General features: G+C 39.5%; 11 protein-coding genes. 10 read left to right on the forward strand and 1 reads right to left on the reverse strand.

Annotated elements, in window-relative coordinates:
* Positions 1 to 64 precede the first annotated feature (64 nt).
* Complete coding sequence (locus tag AC4MRQ_RS01460) at positions 65 to 1,273, reverse strand: NAD(P)/FAD-dependent oxidoreductase (RefSeq protein WP_491195855.1); 1,209 nt, start codon at positions 1,271 to 1,273, stop codon at positions 65 to 67.
* 103 nt (positions 1,274 to 1,376) lie between these two features.
* On the opposite strand from AC4MRQ_RS01460, the gene AC4MRQ_RS01465 reads away from it, so the two are divergent.
* The 10 genes from AC4MRQ_RS01465 to AC4MRQ_RS01510 all read left to right on the forward strand — a co-directional run bounded on the left by AC4MRQ_RS01465 (position 1,377) and on the right by AC4MRQ_RS01510 (position 17,900).
* Entirely contained in the window at positions 1,377 to 2,141 is a 765-nt protein-coding gene (locus AC4MRQ_RS01465) for a DUF2490 domain-containing protein (protein WP_491195856.1), read from the forward strand.
* 57 nt (positions 2,142 to 2,198) lie between these two features.
* A complete protein-coding gene (locus AC4MRQ_RS01470; protein ID WP_491195857.1) occupies positions 2,199 to 3,470 on the forward strand; it encodes a cytochrome b N-terminal domain-containing protein in 1,272 nt (423 codons plus the stop codon).
* A 10-nt stretch (positions 3,471 to 3,480) separates the two neighbouring features.
* Entirely contained in the window at positions 3,481 to 3,954 is a 474-nt protein-coding gene (locus AC4MRQ_RS01475; protein ID WP_491195858.1) for a QcrA and Rieske domain-containing protein, read from the forward strand.
* Positions 3,955 to 6,264: a cytochrome c3 family protein gene (locus AC4MRQ_RS01480; RefSeq protein WP_491195859.1), complete on the forward strand. Its 2,310-nt coding sequence runs from the start codon at positions 3,955 to 3,957 to the stop codon at positions 6,262 to 6,264.
* Between the two features lie 194 nt (positions 6,265 to 6,458).
* A complete protein-coding gene (locus AC4MRQ_RS01485; protein WP_491195860.1) occupies positions 6,459 to 7,817 on the forward strand; it encodes a transposase in 1,359 nt (452 codons plus the stop codon).
* A 733-nt stretch (positions 7,818 to 8,550) separates the two neighbouring features.
* Positions 8,551 to 11,364, forward strand: coding sequence for a M16 family metallopeptidase (locus tag AC4MRQ_RS01490; RefSeq protein ID WP_491195861.1), 2,814 nt, complete (start codon positions 8,551 to 8,553; stop codon positions 11,362 to 11,364).
* Positions 11,365 to 11,658: 294 nt separating this feature from the next.
* A complete protein-coding gene (locus AC4MRQ_RS01495) occupies positions 11,659 to 12,045 on the forward strand; it encodes a hypothetical protein (RefSeq protein WP_491195862.1) in 387 nt (128 codons plus the stop codon).
* A 267-nt stretch (positions 12,046 to 12,312) separates the two neighbouring features.
* Entirely contained in the window at positions 12,313 to 13,575 is a 1,263-nt protein-coding gene (locus AC4MRQ_RS01500) for a TolC family protein (RefSeq protein WP_491195863.1), read from the forward strand.
* 44 nt (positions 13,576 to 13,619) lie between these two features.
* The gene (locus AC4MRQ_RS01505; RefSeq protein ID WP_491195864.1) at positions 13,620 to 14,711 is read left to right on the forward strand and encodes an efflux RND transporter periplasmic adaptor subunit; all 1,092 of its coding nucleotides are present in this window, start codon (positions 13,620 to 13,622) and stop codon (positions 14,709 to 14,711) included.
* Between the two features lie 66 nt (positions 14,712 to 14,777).
* Positions 14,778 to 17,900 (forward strand): efflux RND transporter permease subunit, encoded by a 3,123-nt coding sequence (locus AC4MRQ_RS01510; RefSeq protein ID WP_491195865.1) that lies wholly within the window; start codon positions 14,778 to 14,780, stop codon positions 17,898 to 17,900.
* Positions 17,901 to 17,903: the final 3 nt, after the last annotated feature.

The following is a 17,903-nucleotide window of genomic DNA, read 5'->3' on the forward strand; positions in this document are numbered from 1 at the left end:
TTATTAGCGAGTAATATGCATTCCTAAGGTATAATTATGCACTTTTAATGCATTCATACAATAATCAAAAAGCAAAGCTGATTTTTGGTGGTAAAGGTAGTTCGGAAGCCACTTTAGCTTTATCCCATTGTTCAAAAAGTGCTTGTTGATAAGTTTTAGCACGGTTCTTATCATTGATAAACACCACTGATTTAAGTTGATTATCTGAGTAATACATTATGCGATGAACATCACCATAACGTTCTTCTTTTGCTTCATAGGCTCCAGGAATCATCTCCTCGTAAGCACCAGAAAACATAAATAAACCAAAAACATCGGTCTTTAATCGGAAAGGTGGCAAATCATGCTTTTGCGGCTTTCCTAAGATATACAAGGCTGCTAATTCTCCCTGATGTTCAGCAGCATGCCATAAACCTGTTACCACACCTCGATTGTGTTGAGCCACATCGCCAGCTGCCAGTATATCTTTGTCAGAAGTTTGTAAATATTCATTTACCAAAATTCCCCTCTCTACTTTTAATTCAGCCTTTCGGGCTAAATCAATGTTAGGAACAGCTCCGGTACATGCAATTATTACGTCAAACCTCAACTTTTGTCCTTTTAAGGTCACCTCGTAATGCTCATCTTTTTTTGTGATGTTTGAAACTGAAACTCCATTAAACAGATGAACACCTTTCGCATTTATTTTCTTGACAAGTTCGTTAAGTAATGTTTCAGGAAATAGCTTTTGCAGTGGTAACTTCATTCTACTGGCTATTACCACCTGTTTACCTTTTCTAACTAACTGATCAGCCGTTTCAATACCTTCCACTCCCCCACCAATGATTAGAAAACGTTCTTTACCAACACTGGCATCCAATACATCATCCACATCTTTGGCATTTTGCACTCCATGTATTTCCTTAGAATCTACTCCTGAAATTTTAGGAATTACTGCAGATGCACCCGTTGCCAGCAATAATTTGTCGTAATAATAAACATTTCCTTTTTTAGTATGAACTGTCTTTTCCTCAGGATTAAGATCAAGTGCCCGGTCATAAATAAGTTCAACATTATTATCAAAATACCACTGTTCATCAGCCATCTTAAAGTCATCTTTGTCAAAACCACGAACCATATTTTTATTAATCTTAGTTCGTTTATACGGAAGACGGTCTTCTCCATGAATCAGCAAGATCTGCCGCTGATCCTCATGTGCTCTTAAAGTTCTTATAAAACTAATAGAGGCTATACTGGCACCGATGGCTATAATTGGATAATGATTTAAGCTCATAATCTTAATATTTTAATACACTTAATTAAATTTGATAATTAATATCTTTGTAGCTAATGATTATAACAATCCGAAGCGGGTTGGGTTGAATTCGAGAAGAAGAATGAAGAAATATATAGGATTAATTATTTTATTATTACCTCCCCTAATCGGCACCAAGGCTCAACAACACATTGACTTTAACATGTTTAATGGAAGTGGTGAGTTGCGTTCTATTTATGTACAACGTCACAGGTTTAACGAAAAGTACACGCTTAACCTTGATTTCGGGTCGTACCTTGGGTTGGGAAGTAATATCTGGACACGATGGGGTTTTAGAGGAAACATCACACGCACAATATCCGATTTTTACAGAGTTGATCTGGGTTTTATGTATAATCGGGTTCACTATTATGATGATATATTGAAAGACGACATTACTGAGGAAGTGGATGTAACCCGACACGAGTATCGCCCTCACCAAACTCTTACAATAAGCTATCCCCGATTGAAATCCTCAGCTATTCAGCATCGATTCCGATTGGAAGAACGCATCTTTACAACGGTACATAACGATACTCCTGACTTTAAAATGAGGTTACGGTATCGAATTTTGCACCAGGGACGTTTCGATAGTCAACCCATAGCCCCTAAATCTTTATTTTACAGAGCCTCTGCTGAATTCAATTTCAATATTTATGAGGAATCAGATGATACGTTTTGGGTAAGAGGACGGTATTGCCTGGGAATGGGGTATATGTTTAGTTCTAAGTTAAGTGCAGACGTCAATTACTATTTTGAACACAATAATGTTAACAGAGCAACTGAACAGGTATTAACACACATTTTTCAGGTAACACTTCGCCAAACAATTTTTTGGAATAATTAATTCAATTCTACCTCTGATTATTAAAAAGCTAGTATTTTAGCGTCAAAACACTAGAGTATGACCGATAAAGGAACAAACAAAGCAATCACAAAACTTCTGCTACATCTACATCCTCCAAAGGTTAATGCTCAATCCATTAAATATACAAGAACATTTGGTCTGGGTGGAATTGCTGCATTATTGTTTGTTTTACTATTTATCTCAGGTTTATTACTTCGTTTTGTTTATGTTCCTTCAGAAAAGGGAGCCTATGACTCAATTATATACTTGCAAAATGAAGTACTATTCGGACAATTGCTACGCAATATGCACTATTGGAGTGGCATGTTGTTGGTTGTTGTTTCGTTTCTGCATGTTGTAAGGGTCTTTTACAGCCAATCGATCTATCACGAAAGAAGAAAAAACTGGCTGTATGGTCTTTTGATCATGTTTTTGGTTATTATGTCGAACTTTACAGGGTACCTTCTCCCATGGGATCAATTAGCTTTCTGGGCGGTAACGATTATGACGAATATGCTGAGTTACATCCCGGTTATAGGTGATGGTATGGCGACTTTGGTCAGAGGTGGTTCTGAAGTGAATGAAGAAACCTTATTACGCTTTTATCATTTTCATACCGGATTACTGCCTCTTCTGATGGTATTTCTGATGAGTATTCATTTCTGGCTGGTCCGCAAAGCAAAAGGTGTTGCTGTACCTGCTAGTCCAAAGAAAGAAATGGTCAATACCAATCCCGAATTAATATATAAGGAAATTGTTGTAGCCCTTTCATTAATCCTGTTGCTTATTATATTCTCAATGGTGGTTGATGCCCCATTGCTAGGAAAAGCAAACCCTCTGGAAAGTCCTAACCCAAGTAAGGCACCCTGGTACTTCATGGGATTTCAGGAACTTTTGCTACACATGCATCCGGGCTTTGGAATCTTTATTGTACCCGTATTGGTCACCGCTTTCTTAATCTATATACCTTATTATAAAACAGAAATAAATGTCGGTGTTTGGTTTAACTCAGCAACAGGCAAGAAGATTACCATATGGTCTGTAGTTTACTCTCTGATCTTTACATCATTCCTTATTCTGGGTACAGAATATTTCTTAGAATTCCAACAGTGGATGCCCAACGCACCTGTTTTACTAACTACCGGTTTATTTCCATTGCTTTTATATATTTTGCCTTCATATGGTTTTATACTACTGGTTAAAAAGCATTTAAATGCCGGTAAAATTGAATTAATAATTGCATTGGTCACAATATTATTTACGGCTTACCTCGTTATGACTATTGTTGGTAGTTTATTGAGAGGCGAAGGCATGCATTTATTTGCTTAGTTAAAGAATTATGAGTTTCATAAAAAAGATAACACGTCGAGGCTTTATAAAAAAAGCAATACTTACAGTTGTATCACTGGAATTGGTTTATCTGTTTCTTAATCTGCTAAAAAAAGGGGGCGAAGCAATTGAACCTGAAAACATGTTTAGTGCCGGTGATATTGATTTGTTTGAGAAAGGGAAAGTATACCCTTTTAGCTCAGCTCACTTTTATTTATCATGTCTGAAAGATGGTGGTTTCTTAGCTATTTCGACCAAATGTACCCATCTGGGATGTACTGTTAACTTTCAGACTAAGGAAAATAAATTTCTTTGTCCATGCCATGCATCGGCTTTTAACAAACATGGAGAAGTATTGGCTCCTCCGGCAACAAGAGCACTTGACCTCTTCCCAATCACAATCGAGAAAAATAAGATTTGGGTCGATACATCAAAACCAATAAGACGAAACAAGTACGACCAGTCACAAATAACTTATGCATAGATGATCAACGTCCAAAAATATAATAATATCTCATTAGCATTAGTTGGAGTATTAGTAATGCTTTTCCCAGCCTACCTGCTTATTCAAACATATTCGATATCAGATGGTAACGAAATTGACGAAACACCTCACTTCGTAGGCCGGGAAACATGTATTGAATGCCATTTACCTGAATATAACGATTGGGTTGGATCGCATCACGATCTTGCTATGGATGTTGCGAATGATACAACCGTTTTGGCCAACTTTAATAATGTAACCATTGAAGGTAACGGACTAACGCATCGTGCCTTTATGCAAGATGGTAAATTTATGGTTAATACCGACGGTGCTGATGGAACAATGCAAGATTTTGAAATAAAGTATGTTTTTGGATTTACACCTTTGCAACAATATTTAGTTGAATTTGACGGAGGTCGTCTGCAAACACTTCCACTAACCTGGAATACACTGGACAGCGTGTGGTATCACATGGTCGATTCGGTTTATGCCGATCAGGATGTGCATCACGATAATTGGCTGCACTGGACCAATCAGGCTCAGAACTGGAACAGTATGTGTGCCGACTGTCACTCAACCAATCTGCAAAAAAACTACGATCATATCACTGATACCTATCACACCACATGGTCGGAAATTGATGTTAGTTGCGAAGCCTGTCACGGACCTTCATCCAACCACCTTAAATGGGCTGCCTTGCCTGAATATGCACGCGATGAATATGAGAACTACGGCTTGCCGATTAAAACCAGCGGTATCTCCAATGAGCAATATGTTGATAATTGTGCACGTTGCCATTCGCGTCGCAGTGCCTTAGGCGATTTCGATTACAGTACACACAACATTCATAACCACATGATACCAAACCTTCCGGATGTTCCAACCTGGCATTTAGACGGACAGATACTGGAAGAAGACTATGTGTATGCCTCACTTACCCAAAGTAAGATGTACACGAAGGAGCGCGAAGTACAATGTAACGATTGCCACAATGTACACAGTGGTGAACTACTCTTCGGCACTGACTATAACAAGCTTTGTCTTCAGTGTCATACAGCTGATATTTACGATACTCCCGATCATCACTTCCATAAAGAAGCAGGAATGCCTGGCGAGGCTGTCATATCCGAATCAGGTGTGAAATTTGAAGTTGGTTCGGGAACATTATGTATCAATTGCCATATGCATGGTCAGTATTATATGGGTGTTGACTATCGCCGTGATCATAGTTTCAGGGTGCCACGTCCTGATTTATCTATTAAATATGATGTGCCCAATGCCTGTAATCAGTGCCACGCAGATAAAAGCAACCAATGGTCAGAGAATTATATTACACAATGGTATGGAGAAAGCAGGTCTTACCATTTTGCTCAGGCTTTTGATGATGCACGTAATGGCAAAGAAGAAGCGGTTGTGCGCCTTAAAAGGATTATCAACGAAGAGCTTTACCCCCATAATATTCGAAGCTTATCGATCCAGTATATGGGTAATTATTTCCAGGATTCTCTGAAAAAGGAAGTTGAAGATTATTTAAGTAACCTGTACCCGGATATGCGCCTCGCAGCAGTTAGAGCTATACAATTGACCAGTGAAGAAGATGCCTCACTGTTATATCCAATGTTGATTGATGATACTAAAGCCGTCCGAACCGAAGCAGCCCGCATTCTATCAACCATGGGTCAGGATCAGATTCCTCAGAAGCACCGTAAATCCTATGATAAAGCTATTAAGGAATACGAAGATGTCCTGATTTATAACTCAGACTTCCCTATTGGTAAATTCAACCTTGCTAACTTTTATTACAACCGTGGAGATTATGGGCCGGCCGAGCAATTTTATCTAAAAGCTTTAAAGCAGGACAAGGAACTTCATTTCATCAAATTAAATCTGGCATATCTGTATAATAAGATTCAACAAAACGATAAAGCCGAGCTGCTGTTTCGTGATTATTTAAAGAACGAGCCAAAAGATGCAGTGGCCATGTATTCTTTTGGGTTGTTATTATCCGAAATGAAGAAATATGACGAGTCACTTTCAGTTCTTGTCAAATCCTACGATTTAAACCCAGAGCGTCCGCGTGTGGCACATAACATTGCAATGATGTATGATTTCAAGGGCAATAAGCAGGAAGCCGAACGTTATTTGCAGAAAGAGATCAATATGTTTGAATCATATAACAGCAAAGCCGAATTATTACGCTATTATATTTCAAATAATATGGGGCCTAAAGCCAAACAGCTGGCTCTGCAAATGAAAAAAGATTACCCTGATGTTGAAGAATTGGATCAGGTAATTGAGAATTTGAAGTAGTGCAACAATAATTTGCTAATGACAACTAACAAAAAGGTGATGCATCAGCAAAAATACCATTGCATATAAATAGGCATATCCATAAGCTATTCTATTACTTTGATAATTAGATAATTATCACTATCTTAAGAGTATAACAAAACCCCGAAAACAGGCACTTTTGCCATAAATCGGGGTTTGCTTTTTTTCTAGTAGTGATAAAATTACAAAGTATTCCAGAATTTCAGGCTCATCTTCCTCTTTTTTCTATTGAAGATAATTTTCAGGTCGTATATAAACAATTTCTTGCTTCTTCATTAGGTAAGATCTACCAAGCTATTCCATGGGATAAGCTCGTTGATTCATTCGGTATCACAGAAAGTAAGATGGGGCCAGATTGTCTATTTAGCCCACAAGGAAAACTGGCATTAATGTTCCTGAAGAACTATGCTTGTTGTTCAGATAAACGCCTGGTAGAGCAGTTTAACTCCAATATTTACTACCAGCTGTTTTGTCGATTATTATTGGGAGTTGGGGAGCAAATCACCAATTTTAAAATCATTAGTCAGATACGATGCGAGCTGGCAGCCCAATTGGATATTGACCAGGCACAAAAGTGTTTAGCCGGGCATTGGTTGCCTTATATGGAAGAGTTGGATCAGGTTGTTACCGATGCCACTTGTTACGAAAGCAGTTTGCGTTTCCCTACCGATCAGAAGTTGTTATGGGAAGCAACTGATTGGTGTCAGAACCAGTTAAAACTACTTTGTCCATATAGCAAACAAGCCATGCCGCGCAGCAAATACAATAAGTGGAAACAGCGCTATTGGAACTATAGTCGCAAACGTCGGAAGCCGAAAAAGGAACGCATTGCCATTAGCAGGGGATTATTGAATTTGCTCACAAAACTACTGGATGAACTGGCAATCATGCTCAGGCAACTGGATGTTAAAATGCCTGAAAAATATTATACACAATACGCTATCATTGAAAAAGTACTGGAGCAACAAAACTATAAGTTTACTACAGGTCAATCTCCGGAAGACCGAATCGTTAGTCTTTCCAAAAGCTATATCCGCCCGATTGTCAGGGGAAAAGAAACAAAAGCAGTAGAGTTCGGGGCCAAGGTCAATAAAATACAGATTAATGGTATCAGCTTTATCGAACACCTTAGCTTTGATGCCTTTAATGAAGGTACTCATTTTAAGTCATCGGTTTACCTGGCTCAAGCCTTAACTCACACAAAACTAAAGATAGCCGGTGCTGATGCTATCTATGCCACCAATGCCAACCGACGCTTTGCCACCTCTCATAATATCCGGACTGATTTTGTTAGAAAAGGACGTGAAGGTAAGCACGAGCAACACCGTAAGCAGATGGCAGCACAAATCAAAAAAGAGCGGGCGACCCGCCTGGAAGGCAGTTTTGGCAAGGATAAACAACATTACTATTTGAATCGCATTAAGGCCCGAACAAAGGACTCTGAAATGCTTTGGATTTTTATGGGCATCCATGTTGGGAATGCTCTTGAAATAGGAAGGCGGATGCAGAATCAAGCATCCAGGGCAGCATAAATCATTTACCGAAAATAACTTCAATTGATGGGATTGGTATGTCCAATTTTAGCAAAAAACCTGTGGCTTATGAGTCAATATATTATTATGAAAGACAAAAAGGCTAATCCCTAAAGATTAACCTCATGTATTTTTCTTTTTAAGTCTTACTTCTGAAATTGCCTAAATAAAACGCTATTGCAGTCTCATAAAAAGGGCATGTACTGTTTACATGTGCAAATCATGAGGCCGCATTAGCGTTTTATTTGACAACATTTGCAAATTATGACCCTGCAATGGCAATTCCTTTAACGACATTTGCAGCTTATGAAGCTGCAATAATATTTCCTATAATTACATGTACCTTTTATGAAGGTACAGAATCCAAATTTATCGCAATCTGCTATTTCTAAACTTATCCGATGAATATTTGCATGACGTAAATATTCATCGGATAAGTTTTAGCGCTTGGTTGCGGATCGTATCTTTATTTGCATTATGGGATTAAAGATACGATCCGTAAGACTCAAAACCCAAAACCAAGTGTCTGGAACACTAAACTCAAAATCTTAGCTTTAGCGATTATTTTTCTTCCGTGCAAAGAATCATGTTTTAGCAAATGATATAGAAATATATTTGCGTTTCAGTCCCTCTGTTAATAAGCGTTAACCTTAATTAACCTGTTAATAATTGTTAATTCAAGTATGCAGCAATGTCTTATTCATATATTCGACACCTGTTAAAACTAACCAAGATGAAGCATATATTTTTATTTTTAGCAGCTTACCTTTTAATAGGAAGCTCATTACAGGCCCAGTATGATTTAAATTCAGCTGTCCCTGTTGACCCGGCTATCAGGACCGGAGTATTAGATAACGGATTAACTTATTATATCCGACATAATCAGGAACCAAAAGAGCGTGCCAGCTTTTATATCATTCAAAATGTTGGTGGTATCCTGGAAGATGACACACAAGATGGTTTAGCCCACTTTCTTGAGCACATGGCCTTTAACGGGACAAAACACTTCCCTGGTAAAGGTGTTATCTCGTCACTGGAAAAGCACGGTATCGCTTTTGGACGAAACATCAATGCTTATACCGCACAGGACGAAACTGTTTATAACATTTCCAATGTTCCGGTGGCTCCAAATGGGTTAATGGATACTTGTCTGTTGATTCTGCATGATTGGTCGAATTACCTTTTGTTAGAAGAAGAAGAAATTGATGCCGAACGTGGCGTTATTTCTGAGGAATGGCGTACCAGACGAGATGCCAGCTTCAGAACACGTGCTAAAATTATGCCTGCTCTTTTAAATAACTCTAAATATGGAGAGCGCGATGTAATTGGTGAGCTGGATGTAATCAAAGGCTTTGAGTACGATGAATTACGTCGCTTCTATCACGATTGGTACAGAACCGATTTGCAGGCTATTGCAGTTGTAGGTGATTTTGACGCCGCAGAAATGGAACAAAAAGTAATCAAGTTATTCTCTAAGATTCCAGCAGTTACCAACCCTAAAGAACGTTATGAAGTAAAAGTTGAACCAAGAGCTGAAACAACTTTCGCTTTAGCACTTGACAAGGAAAATCCACAATCAAGTGTAGCACTATACATCAGACACGAAGGTGAAGCAGCTGCTGATAAAAACCACCAGACATTAAAAGCTAACTACATGCGTAGTTTGATTAAGTCTATGATATCAACGCGCATCAATGAACTATTACAAAAAGGAAATCCTCCTTTCATCAATGGTTCTGTTGGTTTCTCTGACTATCCTCGAACAGTTAGCTTAATGAGCATCAACACAACAGCTAAAGATAATGAAGAGGCTGTTGCATTTGAAGCGATCTTAACAGAGGTTGAACGTGTTAAACGTTTTGGTTTTACCAATGGTGAATTAGAGCGTGCAAAAACATCTATGTTGCTGGGTTTCGAAAATTATTACAAGCAACGAGATAAAATCAGTCATGACAGTTATTGTAAAGAAATAGCCAGTCTTTATTTGGAAAATGTTCCAATGCCAGGTATAGAGTATGAATATAAGTTTGCTCAATCAATTATTCCATCAATTACGGCTGAGGAATTGAAGGCTTATTTCAACACCATGTATACAGATGAAAACAGAGTTGTTGTCATTTCTGGTCCTGAAAAGGAGGATATTACACACTTAACCAAAGAAGAAGCTTTCGCTATTATCAATAAGGTTGAAAATAATACAGGCATTACAGCTTATGTAGATGAAGCTGTAAGCTCATCATTAGTTGAGGAACTACCAAGAGAAGGTAAAGTTATATCGGAACGTGAGCTACCTGATTTTGATGCAGTTGAATGGACTTTGAATAACAATACTAAAGTGGTTTATCGCTATGCTAACTACAATAAGAACCAGGTATCACTAAGTAGCTATAGTAAAGGTGGTTCGTCTTTATATGACGTAGCTGACTTACCATCGGTTAACATGGCCAGTGAGTTTATTTCTGCTTCAGGTATTGGTAATTATAATGCCATCGCTCTGCAAAAAGCGTTGACTGGTAAAAAAGCCAATGTATCATTTAGCATTGGTGGTTTATCTGAATCTATTAAGGGTAGCTGTCGTACAGAAGACTTCGAAACCATGATGCAACTTGCTTATCTGCGCTTTGAACAACCTCGTTTCGATGAAGAAGCTCAGAATGCACTGATGGCACGTTATATGGCTTATGTAAGCAATATGGGTGATGATCCAAAGAAGATTATGCAAGACAGCATCAGCGCTATTCGCACTAATTATCACGAACGTAACCTTGTTTTTGGTGTGGATTACCTGAAAAATGTTTCTTTCGATACTATGGAACGCATTTACAAAGAACGCTTTAATAATGCTGCTGATTTCACATTCTTTAGCGTGGGTGACATCGAAAAAGAAACAGCTAAAGAAATGGCAGCTAAATATCTTGGTGCCATCGCTTCGAATGATACAAGAGAAAACTGGAGAGATAATAATGTGAATGGTCCTGAAGGAGTAACGAAAAAGACTATTCCAGTTAAAATGGCTGAACCAAAAGCCAACGTTCAGATTTACTACAATACTGAGTTGGACTATACTCCTGAAAACCGTATCGGTATGTCATTTATCAGCTCTATTCTTACTTTACGTTACACCGAGAGTATTCGCGAGAAAGAAGGTGGAACTTATGGAGTTGGTGTAAGAGCTTCTACCAGCCATTATCCAAAAGCAGAAGGAAATGTTTCTATCCAGTTCGATTGTGATCCTGAAAGGGCAAATGATCTGATTCCTTTGGTTTACGCCGAAATTGATAGAATGATGAAAACAGGTGCTTCTCAGGAGGACATTGATAAGACGCGTATGAACTTCCTAAAAGGTCGTGCCGAAAGCAAAGAGCAAAACAGTTATTGGATGAACAACATCTATGGTTACTATGTAAATGGTATCAACATGGCTCTTGCAGAAAACTATGAAGACATTATTGAAAACATGTCGGCCAAAGAAATTAAGAAATTGGCTAAGAAATTCTTCAAGAAGTCTGATAAAATTGAAGTGGTATTTGTTCCTCAAGAGGACTAATCCATAAAAACCAATATAATTGAAAGGCAGCCATCTGGTTGCCTTTTTTTATGATTTTACAGATCGCATCTATATTACCCTAATTCCCGGAGCAGAATTTTACAGCTCGCAGATAACGCAGATTTACGCTGAAAATGTATTCACCTGTTTGGATGAATAAAAATCTGCAGAAAAAAGAAAAATGTACAATCCACAATTATTTTACTATGCCTGATACTATTGTGCAAATTCAAATCTTTATCAATCATTCAAGAATACATTTGGTATAGTATTTGATTACTGACGGGCATGCAAATGATAAACACAAATAAATATTCAGCATTAAACTCAACATGGAAGAAGTTAACCTATTGGGTGCTGATGCTTTTGTTTATCAACAACCTGGTTAATGTCGATGACCAGGATTTTAGAAGTCTGAATGCCACAAACAAAGTTGAAAGTTTTCTTGAGGCCTTCCTGCTAATTATTGATGACGACAATACCCTCGCTGATTACGATGAGGGAATGGAAGAAAGCAAAAGAATAAGCTCAAAAACAGAATACTTTATTTATGAAACGGATATTGACCACAGTCAATACGCCCGAACAATTAAGAGTACAGGTTATGCTTTCAACAATAATCTGACAGGCCTTTATAAGGCACTTCCCGACACTCCTCCTCCACAATCCGAACTTTCTTAAAGGTATTACATGCCTTAAATAATGCATTGACCGGGTGGACATCTTTATTTTTCAGGTTGAAATAAATTCTCCTGCTAACAAATCTTGAATCCCACCAATTGCCACATGGCAACACTCGTCAATAAGGTCAGGTTGAGTCATTAGCTCTGAAGTCATGGTATGATGAGAGATACTGGTCTCCAGCATAAAGCAATTTGACTGATAAACCATAAAGCATTCTGTTCAACCGGTAAAAACATATGTACCTAACATTTAAAGAATTTACACATGAAAGTTCTGAACACATGGCTATTGCTGCTTTTTGTCGGCACATCAGCCATTTCACAAGAAAAACAAGTGCTTAATCTGGCACTGACCGAGCAGTTATTTATCGAGCAAAATCTCGAGTTAATAGCTGAGAAATACAATATAAGGATGGCTGAGGCAGAGAGGATACAGGCACGATTATGGCCGAATCCGGAACTAAATGTCGAAATTGCTATGTGGGATTATGAGGATAAAAAGTGGTTTCGCAACGATTACTATGCACAACGAGTGTTTGAAGTTAATCAGCTAATTGAACTGGGACGAAAAAGAAAGAAACGTACCGAGATAGCCGACCGGGGCATTGAGATCGCACAGCTTGAGTTTTATGAAACTGTGCGTAACCTTAAAAATGAGCTTCGCACTGTATTTATTGAAGCTTATTTTATGAATCAGCGCAAAGAGCGAATGGAAAAAAGTGCCGTGCATCTTAATAATATGATTACGGCTTACACCAGACTCTTTGAATCGGGTCATTACTCACGTGCTGAATTAACACGTTTGAAAACATTGCTGACGGCTACCCAAATGGAAGTACTCCAGATGGAGCAGGAACTGATTGAAACAACAGCCAGTCTCCGCATTCTTTTAGGCATACCTAACAGGACTGAACTGATATTGGAAGAACCCGTTGAGTTACTGGCTGATTTTAAAAACGAATTCCTGCCTTTAGACCAGTTGCTTCTGACAGGATTAGATCAGCGAGCCGATCTTCAGGTTGAAGTACAACTTTCCCGGCTGGCCGATGCTGAAATCAGCATGGCTAAATCAGAAGCCATTCCCGACTTGAACATTGGCGCTATGTACGACCGACGAGGTGCCGAACAGTGGGATTATGTCGGACTTACCTTTGGCATTGAACTACCCTTATTTGATCGCAATCAGGGTGAAATAAAGAAAGCTCAGATATCGAAGGAACAAGCCGAAATCAATGTGCAGAAAGCTGTTAATCTAGTCGAAGCAGAAATATTGGAGTCGTACCATAAGTTTATTCAAACCCAGCAAGTAGCGCAACTTATGGATGATGATCTGATAGATGAACTGGATCATATGATCACTGGTGCAATTAATGGTTTTGAAAGGCAAAACATCAGTATCCTTGAGTTTATCGACTATTTCGAGTCCTACAACGAAGGCGTAACCAATTATTTCGAGCTGCGCGCTCAGCTTTTTACTGATCGTGAACTGATCAATTATTCAACCGGAATTGATTTCAACAGAAAGTGAATAACCCGATAATTAACATCCGTCAATCATAAATACTCAGAAAAATGAAGAATTATATATTAATCCTGCTATTACCATTTTTAGCAGCCTGCAATCAAACAACAACCGTAAATAATCAATCCGATGACTTTTTAACGGATAAGATGAAACGCCTGATCAGCATCAGCGAAGCTCAATCCACAAAAGGTGAGCAAATAATCCGGCTGAACGGAAAGGTATCCTCAATACCTGATGCTCAGATTAATATTCCACCACTGGTTAGCGGAAAAGTTATAAAGGTCAATGTGCAATTGGGCGATCAGGTTAAGAAAGGTGATGTTCTGGCCATCATCTCATCCAATGAATTAACAGATTTACAAAATGAGCTGATTGCAGCTCAAAATAATCTGGTTCGTGAAGAAAAAGAACATCAGGCAGCGCGTTCATTATTTAATGATGGCTTGTTATCAAATCAGGAAATGGCAACTGCCGAAGCAGAATTAAACATCGCGCGTGCCGAAGTGAATAAGGTGCTGAAACAGCTAAGTATATTAGATGGTAATGAATCTGCGGAATATCAGATCAAAACGCCAATTGATGGCATCATTGAAGCACGGAATATTCAAACCAACACCTTTGTTTCAGAGGATTTTGAAGAGCCTTTATTCACCATCACCAACCTCAATGAGGTACTTGTCAACCTGTTGATTTCCGAATCCAATATGCGATATATTAAGGAAGGTTTGACAGTCAAACTGCAATCCTTGGCTTATCCCGATAAAGAATATCAGGCATCCATTAATCGGGTTGTTCGCGTGTTAGACCCCGAATCCAAGGTTATTAAAGCTCAACTGAAAATCAATAACGAAGGTCAATACTTATTACCAGAGATGTTTGTGCGCTCCGAAGTTAGTGTGCAAAGTGACGATTTACTGGTAGCTGTTCCATCATCATCGGTCATCTTTGATAATGGACAACACTTTGTAGTAAAAGAAACCGGAAATAATCAGTTTCAGAATCAGGCTGTTGAAATATGGGGCCGGAATAACGACTCTACCTTTCTAAGCAATGGACTGGAACCTGGTGATAAAGTTGTGTCTCAGTATCCGCTTTTGGTGTTCACACAATTACAAAATAATGAACGGTACGGCGAATGATCAAAGCTGCATTCGAAAGAAAAAAGCTAAGCAAAGCCATGTGTTAAACATTTAATATTGACCAGTATGAGATCATTAGTCAAAAATATAATCGCCTTCTCACTCAACAACCGCTTCTTCATATTTATTATGACGGGGGTGTTGATCATTACCGGCATATACAGTTATACTCAAACTCCCATCGAAGCCTTCCCTGATGTTATTAATCCGAAGGTTCGTATCATCTCCCAATGGCCCGGACGAAGTGCTGAAGAAGTGGAAAAATTTGTCTCTCTTCCGGTTGAAATAGAATTAAATGCCATTCCGGGCAAAACCAATGTGCGCTCCATCTCACTCTTTGGCTTATCGGTAGTTACTGTCTCCTTTGGCGACGACATGGATGAGTTTAAAGCCCGCCAACTGGTAATGAATGGTATGGCCAATCTCAACCTGCCCGATGATGTGGATGTGGATATGGAACCATCCAGCGGACCAACAGGTGAAATATTCCGTTATGTGCTGGAGTCTGAAACCAAAACTGTTCGTGAATTGAAAACCATACAGGATTGGGTGATCGAACGACACCTACGTTCTGTTCCCGGTGTTGCAGATATTGTGAGCTTTGGTGGTGAGGTGAAAATTTACGAGGTAGCTGCCAATCCGGTAGCGATGGCTAAATACGACATTTCAGCCCTGGAGCTATACGAAGCAGTTGAAAACAGTAACGTTAACGTTGGTGGTGATGTTATACAAAAGAACGGACAAGCCTTTGTGGTTCGGGGTATTGGTTTGCTTGAAAACATCAAGGAAATAGAGAACATCATCATTGACAATATCAACGGCACTCCTATCCTGGTGAAGGATGTGGCCAAAGTTCGCGAAACACACGCCGAACGTCTAGGTATTGTTGGTTTGGATGATAATCCTGATATGGTGCAGGGCATTGTTGTGATGCGTAAGGATGAGAACCCCGGAATAGTCATTGATGCACTCAAAGCCAAAATCACTGACCTCAACGAACGGGTTCTTGAAGGCGATGTGGAAATTGTGACCTTTTATGACCGTGACGAGCTCATCACCTATACCACCAATACAGTATTAAAAAACCTGTCGGAAGGTATTTTCTTTGTCATCATCTTTGTACTGCTATTTATGGCAAATTGGCGAACGACACTCATGGTGGTTATCATCATCCCGTTGTCCTTGCTCTTTGCCTTTATTATGATGCGAGCCAAGGGCATGTCGGCCAATCTGTTATCCTTAGGTGCTATCGACTTTGGTATTATTGTGAATGGAGCCGTGGTGATGGTCGAAGGTTTGTTCGTGATGCTCGACAAGCAAGCCAAGCGGCTGGGTATGGAACGTTTTAACAAACTGGCTAAAATGGGCTTGATCAAGAAGAAAGGTTCCGAACTGGGGAAAAGTTTATTTGCCTCACAGCTGGTTACCATCATTGCTCTGGTACCCATCTTTGCCTTCCAGGAGGTAGAAGGTAAAATGTTTTCACCTCTGGCATATACCTTTGGTTTTGCTTTGCTGGGCGCATTGATTCTTTCACTGACGCTGATACCGGTATTGGTAAGCGTCCTGCTTCGCACTAATGTGAAAGAAAAAGATAACCTGTTTGTTCGCTTTACTCAAAAGGTCACCTACCGCATTTTTGAAAAGGCCTACAACAACCGTAAAATTACACTGAGCCTGGCAGGTATTGCCATGCTGGCCTCCATTGTTGCAGGTAAATACATCGGCACCGAATTTTTACCACAGCTAAACGAAGGAGCTATTTATGTACGGGCTATGATGCCGATTAGCTCGGGCCTTGACCAATCGTATGATCTGACACAGAAAATCCGCAGCGACCTGCGCAGTTTTCCTGAAGTGAAAAGTGTATTATCACAAACAGGCCGCCCTAATGACGGTACCGATCCAACTGGATTCTTCAACATCGAGTTTCATGTTGAATTACTTCCGCCTGGTGAATGGGAACGAAAAGTAGACAAAGAAGAGCTGGTGGAAGAAATGGATCAACTGCTATCGCAATACCAGGGCATCATCTTTAATTTTTCACAACCAATTATGGATAATGTGGAAGAAGCCGTTTCTGGTGTAAAAGGTGCATTGGCCTTAAAGATTTTTGGCAATGATCTGGAAGAACTGGAAGATTACGCCCTGCAATCTTATAACATCTTAAATGATATTGAGGGTATTACAGACCTGGCCATTGTTCAGTTGATGGGACAACCGGAAATGCGTATTAAGCTGGACGAGCAAAAGATGGCTCTATATGGTGTGAATACAATGGATGCCAATTCGGTGATCGAAATGGCTATTGGTGGTAAAGCCGCCTCTCAGCTATATGAAGGTGAACGTCGTTTTGATATTCGTATTCGTTACCAGAAAGAGTACCGAAGCGATGAAGAGGATATTGGTAATATCATGGTTCCGACAATGCAGGGAACACATATTGCATTGAAAGAAATTGCGGATATTGGCACCACTACCGGACCTGCATTTATTCACCGCTCGGATGGTGAACGAAACATTGCCCTGACCTTCTCGGTTCGTGGACGCGATCTGGGTAGCACCATTGCAGAGGCACAAGAACGGTTTAACGAAGAGGTGCTTTTACAACCCGGCATGCATGTGGCCTGGAATGGTGAGTTTGAAAATATGGAACGGGCTCAGCGCCGCTTAACACAAGTGGTTCCCTTGGTATTCCTGCTAATTTTTATTGTGCTGTACTCTACTTTTAATCATGCGGGTGATGCAGGCATGGTGATGCTCAATGCTCCTTTTGCCCTGATAGGTGGAATGTTTGGTTTGCTGGTGATGGATATTAACTTTAGCATATCTGCTGGGGTTGGTTTTATCGCTTTATTTGGAATCAGTGTGCAAAATGGTGTGATACTCATAAGCAAGTTTAAAGAAAACCTGAACAGTGGTTTTCAACTCGATGATGCCATTAAAGATGGGGTGCGTGAACGTATTCGTCCGGTTCTGATGTCGGCCAGTACCGATTTTATCGGGCTGATTCCTGCCACTCTATCCACCGGCATTGGTTCTGAATCACAAAAACCTTTGGCAACTGTTATCGTGTGGGGCGTGGTTTCAGCCACAATCCTTACTTTATTTGTATTTCCGGTTATATTCCGCTATTTCTATAGAAGTAAGAAGAATTTACAGCCCGCAGATGGCGCGGATTTACGCTGAAAA

Source organism: Carboxylicivirga sp. (assembly GCF_982718395.1).